This window comes from Xanthomonas sp. D-109 (genome assembly GCF_017746095.1).
Classification (GTDB): Bacteria; Pseudomonadota; Gammaproteobacteria; order Xanthomonadales; family Xanthomonadaceae; genus Xanthomonas_A; species Xanthomonas_A sacchari.
In genome coordinates this window covers 170943-192833 of the sequence record NZ_JAGHWV010000012.1, presented here as the reverse complement: position 1 = coordinate 192833, position 21891 = coordinate 170943, and the positions used below count along the sequence as shown (strand labels likewise).

Genomic DNA, 21891 nt, shown 5'->3' with positions numbered 1-21891 from the left:
TGGGAGGCGGTGGAACGCGATAAACGGAAGAACAGATGAGCCTGTGCTCCCCTCCCATCGTGATCAACCCGGATTGCTTCCTGCAAACGGAACGTGGCCGTGTATGGACGCCGGAACGCAACCAGGCCGCGTGGCGGCAAAGCCATGACGCCCTGAAGACGATCCTCGGCGCATCGTGCGAACCCGCCGGACCCTGGACGGTCGTCATCGTCTGCGGCCTGCAGGGTGCGGGAAAGACCACATGGATTGCGCGGCAACCGGCGCGGCCCTGTACCGTCTATTTCGACGCGGCCTTGCCGGGTGCTCGACACCGGGCGCCGATCGTCGCCATCGCGAAAGCGGCCGGTGCCAGGATCGAGATCGTCTGGATCAAGGTCGCGTTGCACGTTGCGCTCGCGCGGAACCTGCAGCGTGCCGCGGACGAACAGGTTCCGGAGGCGGCGATCCGCTCAGTGCACAACCTGTTCGAAGCGCCGACACTCGCCGAAGGCGCCGATCACGTCCGCGTCATTGCCCTCGCCGATTAGTCACCGGGAGGCACCGCCGCGTCTGTCCCGAAGTCCGTGCCGATCCCGGAATGGTTATTGGGCAGGGCGCGTATACCGGCTCGGCGCCAATGAACTGCGTCGCCGCGCCTGCCATGACGCGTGAGGTAGTGCGCAGCTACCATTTCACCTTCGCCCATCCCTGCAGGTTCAGATCGTCGTGCACCCCATGTCCGAGCTTGCAGCCGACTTTTCGCGCCATCGGCATTTCGCCATCCGCCTGATCCGCCTTGGCGGGCGGCGGATGGGAGGTTCTTTGCTCATCGGGGCACTGGGCGCGGCGGCAGGCCCAGGGCTGGCCGCCGACCAGGTCCGCGCGACACTCGAGCTGCAACCGGTGGTCTCGGAGCACGTTGCCGAGATGCGCGTCGTCGAGCATCTTCCCGCAGACATGCTGCCGAGCGGACAGACGCTCACGCTTGCGTTCGCGACGATGGCGCCGGCCTATCGGCGTACCGCCGACACGGTCCAGTCACTCGTCGCCCAAGACGATCTTGGCCCGCTGCCGTTGGTCGGCCCTACGCGCGAGGACAACGATGATCTGTGGCGTGCAGGCCGCGCGACACACGGGGACGTCCTGGTGCGTTATGTGGTGCCTGCAGCGCCGCACGACGTGCCCCATAGTGGGCCGATCACCTATCTGCAAAACAGCGGTGGCGGTTTGTCCGGTGCGTTCGCGAGCTTCCTGCTCGCTCCCCGGGTGGATACTCCGATCGATATCGCGGTGCGCTGGCGCCTGCCGGCGGGCCAACACGCGGTGAGCAATCAGCAGATCGGCGACTTCGCGCGTCGGACCACCTTCTCCGAGCTTGCCGGCACCTTGTTCGTGGCGGGGCCGTTGCGTTACGCACCGCAGCGGCTTTCCGATCGCACCCTGGTGGTGGCGGGGCTTGGACGCCCGGCCGAGGACGTCGTCCGGGCCCGGCAGTGGTTCGCCAAGGTTTTCCCGGTGATGCGCGACGCCTTCCAAGGCGACCCGCGCCTCGGCTACCGCATCATGTTCTTCTCGCACGATCGGCAGTCCTTCGACAGCGGCACGTCGCGCAGCGGTGGCTTCCTCTATTTCCTTCCGGCCGACGCCCGGCTCGACGACCAGAAAAACCATTCCATCATCGCCCACGAGATGGTGCATTCGTTGGTGGCCGGCTATCTGCCGGACACCGATGGCCCCGGGGATTGGTACAACGAAGGGATCGCCGACTATGCGGCCCTGGTCGTGCCCAACGCCGCAGGGTTGTATACCCCGCGCGAGTATCTCGACCTGGTCAATGCGGAGGCGGCGTTCTATTATCTCAACCCGCTGCGGCAGACCCCCAATGCGGAGATCGCCGAAAGCAAGTGGTCGAAGAACAACGCCTGGTCGCTGGGATATACGCGTGGCGCGCTGTATTTCGCCAATCTCGATGCCGGCCTGCGCGCGCATGGTGCAAAGCTGACCGTCATCGATCTTGTGGGCAAGATGAATGCGTTGGGCGAGGACCATTCCCTCGGGCCTGACGATTGGGAACGTGTGCTGCAGCAATCGGCCGGGCCGTGGGCGCTTGCGGAGTGGCGCGCGATGCTGGCGGGGCAGCTGCTGCAGCCTGTGCCCGGGGCGTTCGGTCCCTGCCTGGTGGCGCGCCCGATCACCGCGGGCCATTACGCGCTGGGCTTCAGCACGAACACCATGGGCAAGGGCGATCGCGTCGCGCATGTGGTGCCGGGGTCTAGCGCGTTCAACGCCGGCCTGCGTGATGGCGACATCCTGCGCGAAGCCTTCGTGGAGCACGGGCTCAACGAACGCTACGACAGCCAGGCGACGGTCAAGGTGACGCGCGACGGCAAGGCGCTGGACATCACCTATTCGCCGCGCGAGGGCAAGGAACTGGCCTACCGCTGGTTTCCGCGGTCCGGCAACCCCGATCGCCCCTGCGACTGAGGGCCTGGACGCTGCGCTCCCTCATCCCGGCGGCAACACCTTCCCCGGATTGAGGATCCCATCCGGATCCAGCGCGCGCTTGATCGCGCGCATCGCGTCCAGCGTGGCCGCGTCGAAGGCCTGGTCCATGTAGTCGCGCTTGGCCACGCCGATGCCGTGTTCGCCCGACAGCGTGCCTTCCAGCGACAGCACCAGCGCGAACAGCCGCGGCAGCGCCGCATGCGCGCGCGCGGTTTCGGCGGCGTCGTCGGGCGCGTACATGATGTTGACGTGCAGGTTGCCGTTGCCGGCATGGCCGAAGGCGACGATCGGCAGGTCGAACTCGGCGGCCAGCGCTTCCACGCCGGCCACCAGGTCGGGGATGCGCGACACCGGCACCACCACGTCCTCGTTGATCTTGCCCGGACGGATCGTGCGCAACGCCGGCGACAGCGCGCGGCGTGCGGCCCACAGGCGGTCGCGCGCGCTGCCGTCGGCGGCCACGTCCAGCGTCAGCAGGCCGTCGCCCTCGGCCGCCGCGCCCAGCGCCTGCAGCGCGTAGGGCAGGGTGTCGTGGTCGCCGTCGGCCTCGATCAGCAGCATCGCGCCGGCCTCGGGCACGTCGCTGCCATTGCGGCGCAGCAGCGCGATCGCGCTGCGGTCCATGAACTCGAGCATGGTCGGCGTGCTCGGCTGCGCCATCAGCCGCGACACTGCCGCGGCGGCTGTGGCGGCATCGCGGTACAGCGCGCGCAGTCCGGCCTGCGCCAGCGGCCGCGGCGACAGCTTCAGCGTCGCTTCCACGATCAGCGCCAGCGTGCCTTCGCTGCCGACCAGCAGGTGGGTCAGGTCGTAGCCGGTGGCGTCCTTGGTGTAGGCGCCGCCGCAGCGGATCAACTCGCCGGTGCCGGTCACCGCGACCAGGCCGAGCACGTTGTCGCGGGTCGCGCCGTACTTCACCGCGCGCGGCCCGCCGGCATTGGTCGACAGGTTGCCGCCAACGCTGCAGATCTCCGCGCTGGACGGATCCGGTGGCCAGAACAGCCCGTGCGGCGCCAAGGCCTGCTGCAGGTCGCCGTTGAGCACGCCGGGTTCGACCACCGCGCAACGGTCGGCCGGGCGCAGCTGCACGATGCGGTTCATGCGCGCGAACGACAGCACCACGCCGCCGCCGAACGGCACCGCGGCGCCGGCGGTGCCGGTGCCGGCGCCGCGCGCCACCAGCGGCACGCGGTGCGCGCGGCAGGCGCGCACGATCGCCTGCACCTGCTCGCGGGTCTGCGGCAGCGCCACCGCATCGGCCAGCGCCCAGCGCCGCGAATCGTCCTCGCCGTAGCGGCGCCGGCTGTCGGCGTCGGTGCGCCAGCCCTCTGGGCCGAGCAGGGTGGCGAGGGTATCTGTGAGCGCGGCGGGCAGCGGTGTGGTCATGGCGAAGGCGGCGAGGAGGAAGACGCGGAGGGCGAGGGCGGCTGCAGCAGTTTCCAGGTGAGCACCGCCAGCGCCAGCGGCAGCCACACCCAGCGTAGTTCGGACCACAGCGTGGCCATGCCGCGCGCGCTGAAGAAGCCGTTGGCGAACGGCGAGACCCGGATCGGCCGCCACGGCGCGAACCAGCGCTGCTCGCTCCACGGCCAGGCCAGGGCCACGCCGAGGCCGCCGGAGGTCATCGCGTCGAGCAGCGGATGCGAGGCGGTGCAGACGAACAGCCAGATGGCCGCCTGCAGCGCGCCGGCGCGCAAGGGTCGGTGCAGCAGCGCGCCGAGCATGCCCAGCACCGCGGCGAACAGCAGCGAGTGGCTGGCGCCACGATGGCCGAAGGCATCGGCGTAGGGGATGTGCAGGGCGAAGCCGAGCACGTCGGCGTCGGGCAGCATCGACGCGACGATGCCGGCGCCGAGCAGGCGCGTGGAGATGCGCCCGCGGTCGGCGGCGGCCCACAGCGCCAGCGGCACCGCGGCGTGGGTGAAGACGCTGGGCACCTCAGCAGTCCTCGGCGCGGAACGCGTCGCGCAGCCAGGTCAGCCGCGGCGGATCGCCTTCGGCCTCGACCACGTCGAAGCGGCACGGCCAGTTGGCGTACTGCGGATGCGCGGCCAGGAACAGGTGCGCCGCCAGCAGCAGGCGGCGACGCTTGCGCAGGTCCACCGAGGCCGCGCCGCCGCCGAACGCGGTGCTGCGCCGGTAGCGCACTTCGACGAACACCAGGCTCTGCGCCTGCTGCATCACCAGGTCCAGCTCGCCGCCGCGGAAGGCGACGTTGGCGGCGATCAACCGCAGGCCGGCGCGCTCCAGTTCGGCGCGCGCCGCCGCTTCCACCGCGTTACCGCGTCGGCGCCGCTCAGTTTCCATCGGGCAGCGGGGTCGGGCGCCCGCCGCTGAAGGTGGACCAGGCCGGGGTGCGCACGATGTTGCCGAAGCCGTCCAGGTGCAGCACGCCGGTGGCGCCGCGCAGGCCGCTGTCCTTGCCGGTCGCCAGCTTTTCCAGGTAGGCGGTGATCTGCCAGGCGTCGTAGCCGAACGCGAACAGGCGCCCGGCCGGGCCGCGCGCGGTCGGCAGCATGTCGGCCACGCTGGTCGCCGCCGGCAGGCCGCCGACGCCGCGCACGTTCCACAGCTCGCTCGGGTAGACGATGCCGTCCAGCACCAGGTCGTCCTCGGGCTTGCCGGTGCCCAGCACCAGCTGCGAGGTCGCGACCCGGGTCTTGCCGGCGAAACCGGCCAGCGCCAGCTGCGGCGCCAGCGCGCGGGCGGTATTGCCCTTTACCGCCAGCAGCACCGAGTCGGCGGCACCGGCGTTGCGCAGTTGCGCGGCGATGTCGCCAGGCGTTTCGGCCACGCTGATGCTGCCGGCGACCTTGCCGCCGCGCTCGCTGAAGCGGTCGCGGAACGCGGCCACCGCCCGGCGGCCGGTGTCGTCGTTGCTGCCGATCACCAGGGTGTTGCCGCGCTCGTGCGCCAGCAGGTATTCGGCGGCGGCGATGCCGTCGTCTTCCGGGGCCAGCGAGAAACCGGCGCTGCCGCCGGGCGGGGCGTGGGTGCCGCGGTTCAGAGCGAGCACCGGCACCGGCAGCGCGTCGCGTCCGAACAACGCGGTGACCTCGTCGCGGCCGAGCGGGCCGACCACGAAATCGGCACCGCCGTCGACCGCCTTCTGATAGGCGGCCAGCGCACCGGCCGGGGTGCCGGTGGTGTCGATGAAGTCGATCGCAGGACGCCGCCGGGTCTCGCCGTAGTAGCCGGCGAGCAGGCCGTCGCGGACCGGCGCGGCCGCGGTGGCCAGGCTGCCGCTCAGCGGCAGCAGCACCGCCAGCTTGGCCGGCGGGCGGTAGCCGTCGCGCTCGGCCGGCGGCCGCTTGCTGGTGTCGAAGCCCCACTGCTCGCCGCGGTCGAACGGGCGCGGCAGGGCCAGACCGCGGCTCAGCAGCGCGCGGCCGACGAAGTTGTACAGCGGGTCGCCGGCCGGCAGCGCGGCGGCGCGCGCCTGCAGGGTGGCGTCGTTGAGCGTGGCCAACTGGCGCACGATGGCGCGCTGGTTGTCGCTGCGCGCCTGGCCGCTGAGGCCGTTGTCGGCGCGGGCGCGCTCGTCCAGCGCCGCGGTGGCGTCGCCGGTGCCTTCCAGGGCCTGTGCACGGGCCAGGTGCCAGCGCGCACGCAGGTTCTGCGGCACGTCCCGCGGATCGCTGCCCAGCGCCTGCAGCGCCTTGGCCGGCTGGCGGTCGGTCAGGGCCAGCTCGGCCTCGACCAGCGCCACCCGCACCTTGCTCAGTGGCGGCAACTGCCGCGGCTGCACCTGCGCAAGCAGGCTGCGCGCACGGGCGGCGTCGCCGGCCTCGTACCAGGCGAAGGCGGCGTCGCCCAGCAACTGGTTGCGGGCGCTGCCGGTGGCAGCGGCGGCCTGCGCCTCGAGCTGCTGCGCCGCGTCCTTCGGCTTGCCCTGGTCCAGCAGCGCCAGCGCGGCCGATTGGGCCGGCGAGGCGCTCGGCGTCACGCTGGTGGTGGCGCAGCCGGCGATGAGCAGCGCCAGCAGCGACAGGGCGGAAATCCTTGCGAATCGCTTGTTCATTTCTGGTCCATTCGGCTGGGCACGCCGGGCGCGCCGGGGAAAACCGCTACGATTCTACCCTTGACCATGGAAAGCCCGTAGATGAGCGCCCAGCCCGGAACCCTGCATGTCGTCGCCACGCCGATCGGCAACCTCGCCGACCTGACGCCGCGCGCCCAGGAAACGCTGCGCTCGGTGGCGGCGATCTGCGCCGAGGACACCCGCCGCAGCGGCCAGCTGCTGGCCCACTTCGGCATCGAGCGGCCGCTGCTGGCGCTGCACGAACACAACGAGGAGGCGCTGTCGCAGCGCATCGTCGCGCGCCTGCTGGAGGGCCAGTCGCTGGCCCTGGTCAGCGACGCCGGCACCCCGCTGGTCAGCGACCCCGGCTACCGCCTGGTGCGCGCGGCGCGCGCGGCCGGGGTGCGGGTCAGCCCGGTGCCGGGCGCCTGCGCGGCGATCGCCGCGCTCAGCGTGGCCGGCCTGCCCAGCGACCGCTTCGCCTTCGAGGGCTTCCTGCCGGCCAAGGCCTCGGCGCGGCGCGAGCGGCTGGTCCGGTTGGCCAGCGAACCGCGCACCCTGGTGTTCTACGAAGCCTCGCACCGCATCGCCGAGTCCCTGGCCGACTGCCGCGCCGCCTTTGGCGACGCCCGCCCGGCGGTGATGGCGCGCGAACTGACCAAGCTGTTCGAGACCGTGCTCGACGGCACCCTGGCCGACCTGCACGCGCGGGTCGAGGCCGACGACAACCAGCGCAAGGGCGAGTTCGTGCTGATGGTGCAGGGCGCCGGCGACGACGCCGACGCGCAGCTGGCCGAAGGCCGCCGCGTCTACGCCAAGCTCAGCGAACACCTGCCGCCGTCCACCGCCGCCAAGCTGGCCGCCGAGCTGACCGGTGCGTCGCGCAAGGCCTTGTACGGCGGTTGAGGCGTGCGTTTGTTGTCCGGCTTCGCCGGGCGTTTGCGCGCAATTGGGAATTTATTCCTACAGGCATGCGACAATACGCATGGCGGAGCCGGCCAGACAGTCGCGTCATCCCATCGCATTTCGGTGCGGCGGGATGCCGAGGAAAGTCCGGGCTCCATAGGGCAAGGTGCCAGGTAACGCCTGGGCGGCGCGAGCCGACGGACTAGTGCAACAGAAAGATACCGCCTACGTCTGCGCAAGCAGGCCGGTAAGGGTGAAATGGTGCGGTAAGAGCGCACCGCGAGTCCGGTAACGGACCGGCACGGCAAACCCCACCTGGAGCAAGACCAAATAGGGACCTCATGGCGCGGCCCGCGTCGGGTCCGGGTAGGTTGCTTGAGCGTACCGGTGACGGTACGCCTAGAAGAATGACTGTCCACGACAGAACCCGGCTTATCGGCCGGCTCCGCCACTTTTTCGCAGGCTAGTGCTGTTGAGTGCCTGTTGCCGCCACGGCGGCCCGGCTGATGTGGGAGGGACTTCAGTCCCGACTGCAGACACCCGACGTACCAGCACTGTTCCGCCCCGCCATCGCGGCCGAGGTCGATGCCTGAGCGTCGGCGTCACTGCTTCCCGGCGTCCGCCCCCGCGTCCCGGTTCTCCAGTCGCGTCTTCCCCAGGAACACCCCATCCGGACCGAACCGGCGCTCGTGGATCCAGCCTTGCCCGGCGGCGTCCACCGCGACGATGGTGCTGGCGCGGGTGCCGTACTCGCTGCCACGGATGAAGGCGGGCGACAGCCGCCGTTCCAGGTCCGGGCCGACGCCGGTGTCGGGCAGGTCGGCCGGATCGGCCAGGGTCTCGTCGGCCAGTGCCCGCCACAGCGGCGCCAGGTCGTCGTCGCCGGCGGCGATCCAGGCGGCAACCGCCGCGCGCAGGCGCAGGGTCTTGGGCCAGGGCGCGTCCAGCGCGCCGTTGGACATGCCGTGCACGCCGGGCGCCAGGGCGCTGCGGCCGGGCGGGTGGTTGCCGACGTAGGCGGCGCCGGCGGCATCGGCCAGCAGCAGGTTGAACGGCGGGTAGGCGTCGGCGCGTGCCGCCAGCGCGTCGGCGAAGGCGGCGGCCGGCTGTTCGCCGCTCAGGTAGTCGGCGATCAGGGCGCCGCGCGAGGCACCGGACATCGACGCCAGCGGGTCGCGCACGTTGGTGACCACCGCGCAGCGGCCGGTGGTGTCCAGCCCCACCCAGGTGCCGCCGGAGCGCAGGTCGCGCCCGGCCAGCAGGCGCTGCGCCGGGGCCGGCCAGCGCTGCAGCGGCGCGGTCGGACGGGCGTGGAATTCGTCGCGGTTGCCGACCAGCAGCAAGCGCCATCGCGGGTGCGCAGCGTGCGCGAGAACGACCAGACACATGCCCGGCAGTGTGCGCGCTTGCGCAACGCGAGGCGAGCCCAGGCGACATGTCGACGGCCGGTGACGACCGCCTTAACACCCCCTACACAGGCCTGAATTTCCGTTCAATCTCAAAATTTGAGACGAAACAGTAACTTGTGGATAAGCCTTGAACAAGTCTCTAAAGATCGTTGCAAACCATTGATCCCGCTAGCGATTTGCCGCTCGCAAAGTTGTTGACAACCCGTTGCGCGCTGCTAAGGTGGGCACTTGAGGGGAAACCGGGTTTTTTGTGGTTTTTCGTGGTTCAATGACCGCCCAGGCGGATTCGGAAAGGTGCAGGCGTCGTGTTTCAGGGCGAGACCGCAATCACTGTGGACGACAAGGGGCGTATGGCGGTTCCCACCGCGTACCGCGACCTCGTCGCGCGCGTGAGCGGCAATCGGCTGGTGCTGACCTACAACCCGTTCGAGGCCGGCTGCCTGTGGTTGTATGCGGAGAAGGAGTGGGAGCGGGTCCGTGACGACGTCATGGCCAAGCCCAACACCCAGCGCGTGGTGCGGGTCCTGCAGCAGAAGCTGGTGGGTTCGTCGGCGGCGCTGGAGCTGGACGCCAACGCCCGCATCACCATTCCGCCGAGCCATCGCGCCGCGGTGGGCATTGAAAAGCGCGCCGTGCTGTTGGGCATGGGCGACAAGTTCGAACTGTGGAGCGAGCAGGCTCATCGCGCACTGATCCAGCAGACGTTGTCTGACGAGGATCTGGGCGATGGATTGCTCGATCTGAAGTTGTGAGTCGGGGTGTCCGGATGCGCGGACAGGCGCAGGCCGGTCACCTCCCGGTGTCGCAACCATCGGCGGCGCATGTGCCGGTGTTGTTCGCACAGGTCCTGGACGGGCTGCAGGTGATCGAAAACGGAATCTATCTGGATGGCACGTTCGGGCGTGGCGGACACGCGCGCGGGGTGCTGCACAAACTCGGCCCAGGAGGCCGGCTGCTGGTGATGGACAAGGACCCCGAGGCGATCGCCGAAGCCGAACATGCGTTCGGCGCCGACGCGCGCGTGTCCATCTATCGCGGCAGCTTCGCCGAACTGGGCCAGTGGGACGCCGCGGTCGCCCTGGACGGGGTGCTGTTCGACCTGGGCGTGTCCTCGCCGCAGCTGGACGTGGCCGCGCGCGGCTTCTCCTTCGGCAAGGACGGCCCGCTGGACATGCGCATGGACCCGGACGCCGGCGAGAGCGCGGCGCAGTGGCTGGCGCGCGCCGACGAGCGCGAGATCGCCGACGTGCTGTGGACCTACGGCGAAGAGCGGCAGAGTCGGCGCATCGCCCGCGCCATCGTCGCCCGCCGCGAGAAGCAGCCGCTGACCCGCACCGCCGAACTGGCCGACCTGATCGCCGGCGTGATGCCGCGCGGCGACAGCAAGACCCACCCGGCCACGCGCAGCTTCCAGGCCATCCGCATCCACATCAACCGCGAACTGGCCGATCTGGAAACCGGCCTGGACGCGGCGCTGGCCCGGCTCAAGCCCGGCGGCCGCCTGGCGGTGATCAGCTTCCACTCGCTGGAAGACCGCATCGTCAAGCAGTTCATGCAGCGCCACGCCAAGGCCCCGCCGAGCAACCGCCGCCTGCCGGAGGCCACGACCTTCGTGCCGACCCTGCGCCTGCATGGCGGCGCGATCAAGGCCGACGCCGACGAACTGGCGGCGAACCCGCGCGCGCGCAGCGCGGTGTTGCGGGTGGCGGAGAAGCTGGGAGTCGGGAGTCGGGAATCGGGAATCGGGAAAAGCGAAAGCAAGAGCGCGCTTCCCGGGACGGAAGGTTTCCGTGCGCAGTCGACCGGCTCTTCCCCATTCTCCATTCCCGTTTCCCCATTCCCGCCGGCCCATGGCGCGCTCCACAGGAGCGCACCATGAGCCGGCTGCTGCTGCTCGTGCTGCTCGCCTGCACCATCGCCTCGGCGATCGGGGTGGTGTACATGCGCCATCGCCATCGCCAGTTGTTCGTGGAGCTGTCGCGGCTGGAGCACAACCGCGACGAGCTGAACATCGAGTTCGGCCGGCTGCAGTTGGAGCAGGCGACCTGGGCCGAGAGCAATCGCGTCGACCAGGTCGCGCGCGAGCGGCTGGGGATGAAGTTCCCCGAGACCGGCGACATCGTGGTGGTGCGTCCGTGAACAAGAGCGGCCGCAATCGCCCCCGCAGCAACTTCAACCTGCGCGGCCGCCTGGCGCTGGTCGGTGCGGCGCTGGGCCTGTGCTCGGTGACGCTGATCGGCCGTGCGGCCTACGTGCAGTTGATCAACAGCGATTTCTACCAGCGCCAGGGCGAAGCGCGCTACCTGCGCGAACTGCCGATCGCCACCTCGCGCGGCATGATCACCGACCGCAACGGCGAGCCGCTGGCGGTGTCCACGCCGGTGGAGTCGATCTGGGTCAATCCGCAGGAGCTGCTGCGCAGCCCCGACCGCATCCCGCAGCTGGCGCAGGCGCTGGAGCTGCCGGTCGACGAACTGACCGCCAAGCTGTCGCAGAAGGCGGACAAGGAGTTCATGTACCTCAAGCGCCGGATCAATCCGGACAAGGCACATGCGGTGGTCGCGCTGGGCATTCCCGGCGTGTTCTCGCAGCGCGAATTCCGCCGCTTCTACCCGCAGGGCGAAGCGATGGCGCACGTGCTGGGCTTCACCAACATCGACGACCGCGGCCAGGAAGGCCTGGAGCTGGCGTTCGATTCCTGGTTGCGCGGCAAGCCGGGCGCCAAGCGGGTGATCCGCGACCGCAAGGGCGCGATCGTCGAGAGCATCGACCTGGTCAAGCCGGCGCAGCCGGGCAAGGACCTGACCCTGAGCATCGACCGCCGCATCCAGTTCCTGGCCTACAAGGAACTGCGCAACGCGCTGGTCGAGAACAAGGCCGCCGGCGGCTCGATCGTGATCATGGACGTGGCCACCGGCGAGATCCTGGCCATGGTCAACCTGCCGACCTACAACCCCAATGCGGTCAACGGGGTCAACCCGGACGTGCGCCGCAACCGTGCGGTCACCGACCTGGTCGAGCCGGGTTCGACGATGAAGCCGCTGACCATCTCCACCGCGCTCAAGGCCGGGGTGGTGACCAAGGACACGCTGATCGACACCAACCCCGGCTACATGTCGGTGGGCCGTTTCACCATCAAGGACGTGCCGCGCAACAACGGCGTGCTGACCGTGACCGGGGTGATCACCCGCAGCTCCAACATCGGCGCGGCCAAGATCGCGGCCAAGCTGCCGGACCAGACCTTCTACGACCAGGTCCACAGCTACGGCTACGGCAGTTCCCCGCACAGCGGCTTCCCCGGCGAATCGGCGGGCGTGTTCCCGTCGCCGGCGCGCTGGAGCGGTTCGTCCAAGACCACCATGTCCTACGGCTACGGCCTGTCGGTGACGCCGCTGCAGATCGCCCGCGCCTACTGTGCGCTGGGCAACGGTGGGCGCCTGGTCACCCCGACCTTCGTCAAGGGCCAGCACGAGGACAGCAAGCAGGTGCTGGACCCGGCGATCGCCAAGGAAGTGGTGGCGATGATGGAGACCGTGGTCACCCAGGGCGGCGCCAAGGGCGCGGCGATCCTGGGTTACCACGTGGCCGGCAAGACCGGCACCGCGCGCAAGGCCGGCCCCGGCGGCTACGAGCGCGGCCACTACAACGCGCTGTTCGCGGGCCTGGTGCCGGCGAGCAACCCGCGCTTCGCCACGGTCATCGTCATCAACGACCCGCAGGGCGCCAAGTACTACGGCGGCCTGGTCTCGGCGCCGGTGTTCCACAACGTGATGGAAGGCGCGCTGCGCCTGATGGACGTGCCGCCGGACGACATCCAGTCGTGGCTGGCCGCGCAGGCCGCCGGCAAGAGCGGCCACGCGCCGCCGCCGGCGCCGGTGGAGCCGGATCCGGCCACCGTGCCCGACGCTGCCGCCGAGGTCGATGCCGCGCTGCCCAGCGCGCGCGCGGTGGCGCCGCCGGCGCCGGCGGCGTTGCCGGCCCCGCTGCAGGAGACCCGCCAGTGACCCGCGCGATGTCGCTGTCGCAACTGCTGCCCGGCGTGATACTGGCGCACGACGTGCAGGTGTCCGGGCTGGTCATGGACAGCCGCGCGGTGCGCCCGGGCGATGCCTTCGTGGCGATCGCCGGCTTCGGCGCGCACGGCCTGGGTTTCGTCGAGCAGGCGCGCGCCAACGGCGCGGTCGCGGTGCTGTACGACCCGCCGGCCCCGGCCGATCTGCCGGCGCCGGCCGACGCGATCGCGGTCCCCGGCCTGCGCGCGCGCATGGGCGCGATGGCCGACCAGTTCCACGGCCATCCGTCGCAGACCATGACCATGGTCGGGGTCACCGGCACCAACGGCAAGACCTCCACCGTGCAACTGCTGACGCAGGCCTGGCACCTGCTGGGCACGCGCAGCGGCAGCATCGGCACGCTCGGCGCGGGCCTGTACGGGCAGGTACAGCCGACCGGCTTCACCACGCCGCTGGTGCTGCCGCTGCACGCGCTGCTGGCGCAGTTGCGCGACGCCGGCGCGCAGGCGGTGGCGATGGAAGTCAGCTCGCACGCGCTCGACCAGGGTCGCGTGGATGCGGTGCATTTCGACGTGGCGGTGTTCACCAATCTCACCCGCGACCATCTCGACTATCACGGCGACATGGCCAGTTACGGCGCCGCCAAGGCGCGTCTGTTCGCCACGCCGGGGCTGAAGTCGGCGGTGGTCAACCTGGACGATGCGTTCGGCCGCGAACTGCTGGGCACGCTGGATCCGGCGCTGCGCCGCATCGCGGTCAGCTCGCGCGGCCAGGACGGCGCCGAGGTGCGCGCCGAGGCGCTGCGCCTGGACGCGCGCGGCATCGGCTTCATCCTGGCGATCGGCGAGGAGCGGCATCCGCTGCAGTCGCCGTTGCTGGGCCGTTTCAACGTCGACAACCTGCTGGCCGTGGCCGGCGCGCTGCATGCGCTGGACGTGGCGCCGGTACGCATCGCTGCCACCCTGGCGCAGCTGCAGCCGATCCGCGGGCGCATGAACCGGCTTGGTGGCGATGGCGCGCAGCCGCTGGTGGTGGTCGACTACGCGCATACCCCCGACGCGCTGGAGCAGGCGCTGCAGAGCCTGCGCGCGCACGCGCAGGGCCGCATCACCTGCGTGTTCGGCTGCGGCGGCGAGCGCGACACCGGCAAGCGCCCGCAGATGGCGGCGATCGCGCAGCGTCTGGCCGAGCGCGTGGTGGTCACCGACGACAACCCGCGCGGCGAGGACGGCGACCGCATCGTCGCCGACATCCTGGCCGGCTTCGACGGCATGCAGGCGGTGCAGGTGCAGCGTGACCGCGCGCAGGCGATCGCCATGGCCGTGGCCGACGCCGGCGCCGAGGACATCGTGCTGATCGCCGGCAAGGGCCACGAGCCCTACCAGGAGATCGCCGGCGTGCGTCACCCGTTCGACGACACCGAGATCGCCGCGCAGGCGCTGCGCGCGCATGCGACGGAGGCGGCCCGATGAAGCGCCTGCCGTTGTCGATGATCGCGCACTGGGCCGGCGCCGAACTGCACGGCGACGACGTGGCGATCGACGCGATCAGCCACGACACCCGCAGCCTGGCCGCCGGCAGCCTGTATGTGGCGCTGCGCGGCGAGCGTTTCGACGGCCACGCCTTCGTCGCCGACGCCGCTGCGCGCGGCGCCAGCGCGCTGCTGGTGGAGCGCGTGCAGCCGCAGATCGAACTGCCGCAGATCGTCGCCGCCAACGCCGAGCTGGCGCTGGCGCGGATCGCTGCCGGCATGCAGCGCGGCCGCGCCACCCGCGTGGCCGCGATCACCGGCAGCAACGGCAAGACCAGCGTCAAGGCGCTGCTGCTGGCGATCCTGCAGCACGCCTGCCGCATCGACGGCGGCAGCGTCTATGCCAACCCCGGCAACCGCAACAACGAGATCGGCCTGCCGCTGGCGGTGATCGAGGCGCCGGACGACGCCGACTACGCGATCTACGAAATGGGCGCCGGCAAGCCGGGCGACATCGCCTATCTCACCGACATCGCGCCGCCGCAGGTGTCGCTGGTCAACAACATCGCCCCGGCGCACCTTGAGCGTCTGGGCAGCCTGCTCGGCATCGCCCAGACCAAGGGGGCGATCTACACCGCGCTGCCGGCCGACGGCACCGCGGTCATCAATAGCGACGACGCCTTCGGGCTGTGGTTCGAGCAGCGCCTGGCGACGGCCGACGTGCGGCCGCAGTTGCTGCGCTTCGGCCTGCAGCACGGCGCCGACGTCGGCGCGGCGCAGGTGCGCATGGCCGCCGACCTCACTCGGTTCGTGTTGACCACGCCGCGCGGCGACGTCGAGGCGACGCTGCCGCTGCCGGGTCGGCACAACCTGCAGAACGCCCTGGCCGCCGCCGCGCTGGCGCTGGCGCTGGGCGTGGCCCCGGCGCGCATCGCCGCCGGCCTGGCGCAGGTGCAGCCGGTCCCCGGTCGGCAGATCACCCACACGCTGCCCGACGGCGCGGTGCTGATCGACGACAGCTACAACGCCAACCCCGGCTCGCTGGCCGCGGCGATCGATGCGCTGGCCGCGGCCGGCGGCGAGCGCTGGCTGGTGCTCGGCGACATGCGCGAACTCGGCGCCGACGCCGCAGCCCTGCACGCCAGCGGCGGGCGCCGCGCGCGCGACGCCGGGCTGACCCGGCTGTACGCGCTCGGCCCGCTCAGCGCCCACGCTGCGCAGGCCTTCGGCGAGAGCGGCCGGGTGTTCGACAGCCATGCGGCGCTGATCGAGGCGCTGCAGCGCGACCTGGCGGCGGTGGCCGGGAATCGGGAATCGGGAACCGGGAATCGGCAAGAGCAGGATCAAGAGCAGGAATTCAAGCACATGCATGAGAACACCGGTGCGCCGTCGCATGGCGCGCTCCAGCCGGCCCCGGCCACGCTCCTCGTCAAGGGCTCGCGCGGCAGCGCCATGGACACCGTGGTCCGCGCGCTGCTGAACCAGGCACAGGAGGCGCCGCATGCTGCTTGAACTCGCCCGCTGGCTGCAGCAGCTCGAAAGCATGTTCGGGCTGTTCGGCTATCTGACCTTCCGCGGCATCCTCGCGGCGCTGACCTCGCTGTTCCTGTCGCTGTGGCTGGGCCCGGCGGTGATCCGCAAGCTGGCGCAGTTCAAGGGCGGCCAGCCGATCCGCCAGGACGGCCCGCAGACCCACTTCTCCAAGGCCGGCACTCCGACCATGGGCGGCTCGCTGATCCTGCTCACCGTGCTGCTGTCGGTGCTGCTGTGGGGCGACCTGCGCAACCGCTACGTGTGGCTGGTGCTGGCGGTGATGCTGGCGTTCGGCGTGATCGGCTGGTACGACGACTGGATCAAGATCGTGCGCCGTGACCCGAACGGGCTGAAGTCGCGCTGGAAGTACCTGCTGCAGTCGATCTTCGGCCTGGCCGCCGGCCTGTTCCTGTACTACACCGCCGACGTGCCGGCAGCGATCACCTTCTACATCCCGATGTTCAAGTCGATCGCGCTGCCGCTGGCCGGGATCAGCTTCGTCGCCATCGCCTACTTCTGGATCGTCGGCTTCTCCAACGCGGTCAACCTGACCGACGGCCTGGACGGCCTGGCGATCATGCCGACCGTGCTGGTGGCCTGTGCGCTGGGCGTGTTCGCCTACGCCTCGGGCAACGCGGTGTTCTCGGCCTACCTGAAGATCCCGACCATCCCCGGCGCCGGCGAACTGATCATCATCTGCGCGGCGATCGCCGGCGCGGGCCTGGGCTTCCTTTGGTTCAACACCTATCCGGCGATGGTGTTCATGGGCGACATCGGTGCGTTGGCGCTGGGCGCGGTGCTGGGCACCATCGCGGTGATCGTGCGCCAGGAACTGGTGCTGGTGATCATGGGCGGCGTGTTCGTCATCGAGACCCTGTCGGTGATGATCCAGGTCGCCTCGTTCAAGCTCACCGGCAAGCGCGTGTTCCGCATGGCGCCGATCCACCACCACTTCGAACTGAAGGGCTGGCCGGAGCCGCGGGTGATCGTGCGTTTCTGGATCATTTCGGTGGTGCTGGTGCTGGTCGGCCTGGCCACGTTGAAGGTGCGCTGATGAACGACGCTGCCCGCCAAGCGACCCGCCTGGAGGCCATCGGTGGCCGCTACGACCCGTGGCTGCTCGGCGCCGCGGTGGCGCTGGCGTCGCTGGGCGTGGTGATGGTCGGCTCCAGCTCGATCGAGCTGACCACCAGCCCGTTCTACTACCTGAGCCGCCACCTGCTGTTCCTGGCCGGCGGCATCGGCCTGGCGTTCTGGGCGATGCGCACCGAGCTGAAGAACATCGAGCAGTACAACCAGTTGCTGCTGCTGGCCTGCTTCGGCCTGCTGCTGGTGGTGTTCGTGCCCGGCCTGGGCAGCACGGTCAACGGCGCGCGGCGCTGGATCAACCTGGGCATCTCGCGCTTCCAGACCGTGGAAGCGGTGAAGGTGCTGTACATCGTGTGGCTGTCCAGCTACCTGGTGCGCTTCCGCGACGAGGTCAACGCGACCTGGCCGGCGATGCTCAAGCCGCTGGGCGTGGCGGTGGCACTGGTCGGCCTGCTGCTGCTGCAGCCGGACTTCGGTTCCTCCACGCTGCTGCTGGCGATCACCGCCGGCATGCTGGTGCTGGGCGGGGTGAACCTGCCGCGCATGTCGATGCCGATCGTGATCGGCCTGCCGGTGTTCGCCTTCATCGCGATCCTCGAGCCGTACCGCCTACGCCGCATCACCTCCTTCCTCGACCCGTGGGCCGACCAACTCGGCTCCGGCTACCAGTTGTCCAATGCGTTGATGGCGGTGGGCCGCGGCGAACTGTTCGGGGTCGGCCTGGGCGGTTCGGTGCAGAAGCTCAACTACCTGCCGGAAGCGCACACCGACTTCATCTTCTCGGTCATCGCCGAGGAACTGGGCTTCGTCGGCGTGTGCCTGATCATCTCGCTGTACGCGCTGCTGGTCGGTCGCGCGTTCTGGCTGGGCATGCGCTGCGTGGAGATGAAGCGTCACTTCTCCGGCTACATCGCTTTCGGCATCGGCCTGTGGATCAGCCTGCAGAGCTTCGTCTCGGTCGGCGTCAACCTGGGCATCCTGCCGACCAAGGGCCTGACCCTGCCGCTGATCTCCGCCGGTGGCTCCAGCGTGCTGATGACCTGCGCGGCGATGGGCCTGCTGCTGCGCGTGTCCTACGAACTCAACCGCGCCGAGCGCCAGGTGGCGCTGGTGCGCAGCGACGCGGCGATGCCGGTCAAGCAGACCGTGGACAACGCCGAGGACCTGCACGCCGCGCGCGAGGCCAGCGCCAGCGCGGTCGCCGCGGCGATCCAGGGCGCCCCGGGGCGCGGCACCAGCCGCATGCAGCCGCGGGTCGAACCCACCTTCGGGAGGCTCGGATGAGCGCGGTGCAGGGCGATCGTCCGGTGATGATCCTCGCCGGCGGCACCGGCGGGCACATCTTCCCCGCGCTGGCCGTGGCCAAGGTGCTGCGCGCGCGCGGCGTGCCGGTGGTGTGGCTGGGCGCGGCCGGGCGCATGGAAACGCGGCTGGTGCCGGAGCACGGCATCGAGCTGGACACGATCGAGATCGGCGGGCTGCGCGGCAAGGGCGCGCTGGCCCTGTTCGGCGCGCCGGTGCGGGTGATGCGTGCGGTGCGCGCCGCCGGCTTCGTGCTGCGCCGGCGGGCGCCGCGTGCGGTGATCAGTTTCGGCGGCTTCGCGGCCGGCCCCGGCGGCCTGGCCGCGCGGCTGCTCAAGCTGCCGCTGCTGGTGCACGAACAGAATCGCGCGCCGGGCCTGACCAACAAGGTACTGGCGCGGGTCGCGCGGCGCGTGCTGACCGGTTTCCCCGGCAGCTTCGCCACGCGCGAGGAAGCGGTGGGCAACCCGGTGCGTGCCGAGATCGCCGCGCTGGCGCCGCCGGCGCAGCGCCTGGCCGCGCGCCACGGCGCGCCGCGGCTCCTGGTGCTGGGCGGCAGCCAGGGCGCGCGCGTGCTCAATCAGGCGCTGCCGCAGGCGCTGGCCGCGCTCGGCGTGGCCGTCGAGGTGCGCCATCAGTGCGGCGAAGCGCTGCGCGAGGAAGCCGCGCGCGCCTACGCCGACGCCGGCGTCGCCGCCAGCGTCGAAGCCTTCATCGGCGACATGGCCGCCGCCTACGCCTGGGCCGACCTGGTGGTGTGCCGCGCCGGCGCCTCGACCCTGGCCGAACTGTGCGCGGTCGGCATCGGCAGCGTGCTGGTGCCGTTCGCCGCCGCCGTCGACGACCACCAGACCCGCAACGCCGAATACCTGGTCGAACGCGGCGCCGCCGTGCTGCTGAAGCAGGACGACGCCCTGGCCGGCCACCTGCAGCGCGTGCTGCGCGACCTGCTGGCGCAACCCGCGCAGCGCCTGGCCATGGCCGAGGCCGCGCGCCAGCTGGCCAAGCCGGATGCGGCCGAGCGGATTGCGGACATCGTTTTGGAAGAAGCCGGGAATGGAGAACCGGGAATGGGGAATGGGTACAAGCACAATCAAGGGCAGAATCACGCAGTGACACACGCAGACACGAACACGCGGCAGGCGCGGATCGCCGCCAGCGCTTCGCTTTTCCCGAATCCCGAATCCCGATTCCCGAATCCCGCCTCCGCAGGAGGCCAGCAATGATTCGCCGTCTCCACGACACCGGCGATCTGGTCCGCGCGTTCCCGCGGGTGCACTTCGTCGGCATCGGCGGTACCGGCATGAGCGGCATCGCCGAGGTCATGCTGACGCTGGGCTATGAGGTGTCCGGCTCGGACAACGCCGACAATGCGGCGACCCGGCGCCTGGTCAAGCTCGGTGCGCGGGTGATGCGCGGGCACTCGGCGGCCAACGTGCTCGGCACCGACTGCGTGGTGGTGTCCAGCGCGATCCGCGAGGACAACCCGGAACTGATGGAAGCGCGCAGCCAGCGCATTCCGATCATGCCGCGTGCGGCGATGCTGGCCGAACTGATGCGCTTCCGTCGCGGCATCGCGGTGGCCGGCACCCACGGCAAGACCACCACCACCAGCCTGGCCGCGGCGGTGCTCAGCGAAGGCGGGCTGGATCCGACCTTCGTGATCGGCGGGCAGCTGCTCGCCGCCGGCGCCAACGCCAAGCTCGGTGGCGGCCAGTGGCTGGTGGCCGAGGCCGACGAGAGCGATGGCAGCTTCCTGCGCCTGAATCCATTGGTCTCGGTCATCACCAACATCGATGCCGACCACCTGGAGAACTACGGCAACGATTTCGCCCGCGTCCAGGCGGCGTTCGCCGAGTTCCTGCAGCGCCTGCCGTTCTACGGCCTGGCGGTGCTGTGCATCGACGATCCGGAAGTGGCCGCGCTGGCGGCGAAGACCCCGCGCCACGTGATGAGCTACGGCCTCAGCGAGAACGCCGACGTGCGCGCCGAGGACGTGGTGCAGGACGGCCCGCGCATGCGCTTCACCCTGCGCCTGCCCGAAGGCAACAGCATCCCGGTGACCCTGGCGTTGCCGGGCCGGCACAACGTGCTCAACGCGCTGGCCGCCGCGGCCATCGGCTGGCAGCTCGGCGTGGCGCCGGAAGCGATCGCCAGCGCGCTGCAGAGCTTCGCCGGCATCGGCCGCCGCTTCAACGATCTTGGCGAAGTGACCACCGCCGGCGGCGCGCGCGTACGCCTGGTCGACGACTACGGCCACCATCCGCGCGAACTGGCCGCGGTGTTCGCCGCCGCCCGCGGCGGCTGGCCGGACAAGCGCCTGGTGGTCGCGTTCCAGCCGCATCGCTACAGCCGCACCCGCGACCAGTTCGACGCCTTCGCCGCGGTGCTGTCGGAAGTCGACGCGCTGGTGCTCAGCGAGGTCTACCCGGCCGGCGAGGCGCCGATCCCGGGCGCAGACGCGCGTTCGCTGGCGCGCGCGATCCGCGCACGCGGCCGCAGCGAGCCGGTCGTGGTCGGCCAGGTCGGCGAACTCGACAGCGTGCTGCCGGACGTGCTGCAGGACGGCGACCTGCTGCTGATGATGGGTGCGGGCGACATCGGCTACGTCGCCCAGCACATCGCCCAGCACGGCTTCGCCGGCGGAGCGGACGCATGAGCGTGCAAACCCTGCCGCCGCCGCGCGTCACCGACCCGGCCGCGTTCGGCCGCGTCGCCGTGCTGCTCGGCGGCACGTCCAGCGAGCGCGAGGTGTCGCTGAACTCCGGCGCCAACGTGCTCGAGGCGCTGCGCAGCCGCGGCGTCGACGCGCAGCCGGTGGACGGCATTCCCGCCTTGCTCGAGCGCATCCGCGCCGGCGAGGTCGATCGCGTGTTCAACATCCTCCACGGCGGCGACGGCGAGAACGGCGTGCTGCAGGGCCTGCTGCGCGCGCTGCAGGTGCCGTTCACCGGCCCCGACGTGCTCGGCAGCGCACTGACCCTGGACAAGATCCGCACCAAGCAGGTGTGGATCGCCGCCGGCCTGCCGACTCCGGGCTTCGCCCGCATCGACGCCCAGGCCGACCTGGCCGCGGCCGCCGCCGCGCTGGGCTACCCGCTTTTTGTCAAGCCCGCCTGCGAAGGCTCCAGCGTCGGCGTGTTCCGGGTGCTGTCCGAGGCCGACCTGGCGCCGGTGCGCGCCTTCGCCGCCGACTACCGCGGCGAACTGCTGATGGAGCAGATGGTGCAGGGCGAGGAATACACCGTCGGCGTCCTCGGCGACATCGCGCTGCCGTCGATCCGCATCGTCCCCGCCGGCGACTGGTACGACTACCACGCCAAGTACATCGCCGAGGACACCCAGTACCTGTGCCCGGGCATGGACGGCGAGGACGAGACCGAGATCCGCCAGCTTGCGCTGCAGGCCTTCGCCGCCGCCGGCTGCAGCGGCTGGGGTCGCGTGGACGTGATGCGCGACCGCGTGCGCGGCCTGCAGTTGATCGAGGTCAACACCGCCCCGGGCATGACCAGCCACTCGCTGGTGCCCAAGGCGGCGGCGCAGCTGGGCGTGGACTTCGCCGGCCTGTGCTGGCGCATCCTGGAGCAGACGCTGTGAAGCCGGGAATCGGGAATCGGGAATCGGGAATGGGCAAGAGCGGTGCCGCGTGCGCGGCCGCTTGTG

General features: G+C 70.8%; 19 protein-coding genes and 1 other RNA gene. 15 read left to right on the top strand and 5 right to left on the bottom strand.

What is annotated here, in order from left to right; all coding sequences use genetic code 11:
• Positions 1-35 precede the first annotated feature (35 nt).
• A complete protein-coding gene (locus J7357_RS13835) occupies positions 36-527 on the top strand; it encodes an AAA family ATPase (protein WP_209247281.1) in 492 nt (163 codons plus the stop codon).
• 187 nt (positions 528-714) lie between these two features.
• A complete protein-coding gene (locus J7357_RS13830; protein WP_209247279.1) occupies positions 715-2463 on the top strand; it encodes a hypothetical protein in 1749 nt (582 codons plus the stop codon).
• A 21-nt stretch (positions 2464-2484) separates the two neighbouring features.
• Here J7357_RS13830 and J7357_RS13825 read toward each other — a convergent pair whose 3' ends face one another.
• From J7357_RS13825 to J7357_RS13810, 4 genes are read right to left on the bottom strand one after another with little or no spacing between them, the layout of a single operon-like run.
• Entirely contained in the window at positions 2485-3870 is a 1386-nt protein-coding gene (locus tag J7357_RS13825; protein ID WP_209247277.1) for an FAD-linked oxidase C-terminal domain-containing protein, read from the bottom strand.
• Positions 3867-4421 (bottom strand): metal-dependent hydrolase, encoded by a 555-nt coding sequence (locus tag J7357_RS13820; protein ID WP_209247275.1) that lies wholly within the window; start codon positions 4419-4421, stop codon positions 3867-3869. The genes J7357_RS13825 and J7357_RS13820 overlap by 4 nt, the downstream gene beginning before the upstream one ends.
• Before the next feature lies 1 nt (position 4422).
• The gene (locus J7357_RS13815) at positions 4423-4791 is read right to left on the bottom strand and encodes a YraN family protein (protein ID WP_209247273.1); all 369 of its coding nucleotides are present in this window, start codon (positions 4789-4791) and stop codon (positions 4423-4425) included.
• On the bottom strand, positions 4781-6505 hold the full coding sequence (locus J7357_RS13810) for a penicillin-binding protein activator (RefSeq protein WP_209247271.1): 1725 nt from the start codon (positions 6503-6505) through the stop codon (positions 4781-4783). The genes J7357_RS13815 and J7357_RS13810 overlap by 11 nt, the downstream gene beginning before the upstream one ends.
• Before the next feature lie 81 nt (positions 6506-6586).
• Between J7357_RS13810 and rsmI the strand changes: the two genes are divergently transcribed.
• Positions 6587-7411, top strand: coding sequence for a 16S rRNA (cytidine(1402)-2'-O)-methyltransferase (gene rsmI / locus J7357_RS13805; RefSeq protein WP_017911116.1), 825 nt, complete (start codon positions 6587-6589; stop codon positions 7409-7411).
• 84 nt (positions 7412-7495) lie between these two features.
• Positions 7496-7862, top strand: an RNA gene (gene rnpB, locus J7357_RS13800) — RNase P RNA component class A.
• A gap of 151 nt (positions 7863-8013) precedes the next feature.
• On the opposite strand, the gene J7357_RS13795 is transcribed toward rnpB, so the two are convergent.
• The gene (locus J7357_RS13795) at positions 8014-8799 is read right to left on the bottom strand and encodes an NRDE family protein (protein ID WP_209247270.1); all 786 of its coding nucleotides are present in this window, start codon (positions 8797-8799) and stop codon (positions 8014-8016) included.
• Between the two features lie 326 nt (positions 8800-9125).
• Here J7357_RS13795 and mraZ point away from each other — a divergent pair, with 326 nt between their 5' ends.
• Genes mraZ through J7357_RS13740 form a run of 11 tightly spaced genes read left to right on the top strand, consistent with a single transcriptional unit; the run spans position 9126 to position 21825 of the window.
• Positions 9126-9572, top strand: coding sequence for a division/cell wall cluster transcriptional repressor MraZ (gene mraZ, locus J7357_RS13790; protein ID WP_026144304.1), 447 nt, complete (start codon positions 9126-9128; stop codon positions 9570-9572).
• A gap of 14 nt (positions 9573-9586) precedes the next feature.
• Complete coding sequence (gene rsmH, locus J7357_RS13785; protein WP_209247310.1) at positions 9587-10699, top strand: 16S rRNA (cytosine(1402)-N(4))-methyltransferase RsmH; 1113 nt, start codon at positions 9587-9589, stop codon at positions 10697-10699.
• Positions 10696-10959: a cell division protein FtsL gene (gene ftsL, locus J7357_RS13780; RefSeq protein WP_010344441.1), complete on the top strand. Its 264-nt coding sequence runs from the start codon at positions 10696-10698 to the stop codon at positions 10957-10959. Before rsmH ends, ftsL begins: the two co-directional genes overlap by 4 nt.
• A complete protein-coding gene (locus tag J7357_RS13775; protein WP_209247268.1) occupies positions 10956-12824 on the top strand; it encodes a penicillin-binding transpeptidase domain-containing protein in 1869 nt (622 codons plus the stop codon). The genes ftsL and J7357_RS13775 overlap by 4 nt, the downstream gene beginning before the upstream one ends.
• On the top strand, positions 12821-14305 hold the full coding sequence (locus J7357_RS13770; RefSeq protein ID WP_209247266.1) for a UDP-N-acetylmuramoyl-L-alanyl-D-glutamate--2,6-diaminopimelate ligase: 1485 nt from the start codon (positions 12821-12823) through the stop codon (positions 14303-14305). The genes J7357_RS13775 and J7357_RS13770 overlap by 4 nt, the downstream gene beginning before the upstream one ends.
• Positions 14302-15816, top strand: a complete 1515-nt coding sequence (murF, locus tag J7357_RS13765) for a UDP-N-acetylmuramoyl-tripeptide--D-alanyl-D-alanine ligase (RefSeq protein ID WP_209247264.1) — start codon at positions 14302-14304, stop codon at positions 15814-15816. The genes J7357_RS13770 and murF overlap by 4 nt, the downstream gene beginning before the upstream one ends.
• Complete coding sequence (gene mraY / locus J7357_RS13760) at positions 15806-16891, top strand: phospho-N-acetylmuramoyl-pentapeptide-transferase (protein ID WP_010344435.1); 1086 nt, start codon at positions 15806-15808, stop codon at positions 16889-16891. Before murF ends, mraY begins: the two co-directional genes overlap by 11 nt.
• On the top strand, positions 16891-18210 hold the full coding sequence (gene ftsW, locus J7357_RS13755; RefSeq protein WP_209247262.1) for a putative lipid II flippase FtsW: 1320 nt from the start codon (positions 16891-16893) through the stop codon (positions 18208-18210). The genes mraY and ftsW overlap by 1 nt, the downstream gene beginning before the upstream one ends.
• Positions 18207-19454, top strand: coding sequence for an undecaprenyldiphospho-muramoylpentapeptide beta-N-acetylglucosaminyltransferase (gene murG / locus J7357_RS13750; protein WP_244667507.1), 1248 nt, complete (start codon positions 18207-18209; stop codon positions 19452-19454). Before ftsW ends, murG begins: the two co-directional genes overlap by 4 nt.
• Positions 19451-20887, top strand: coding sequence for a UDP-N-acetylmuramate--L-alanine ligase (murC, locus tag J7357_RS13745; protein WP_209247260.1), 1437 nt, complete (start codon positions 19451-19453; stop codon positions 20885-20887). Before murG ends, murC begins: the two co-directional genes overlap by 4 nt.
• Positions 20884-21825 (top strand): D-alanine--D-alanine ligase, encoded by a 942-nt coding sequence (locus tag J7357_RS13740; protein WP_209247258.1) that lies wholly within the window; start codon positions 20884-20886, stop codon positions 21823-21825. Before murC ends, J7357_RS13740 begins: the two co-directional genes overlap by 4 nt.
• Positions 21826-21891: the final 66 nt, after the last annotated feature.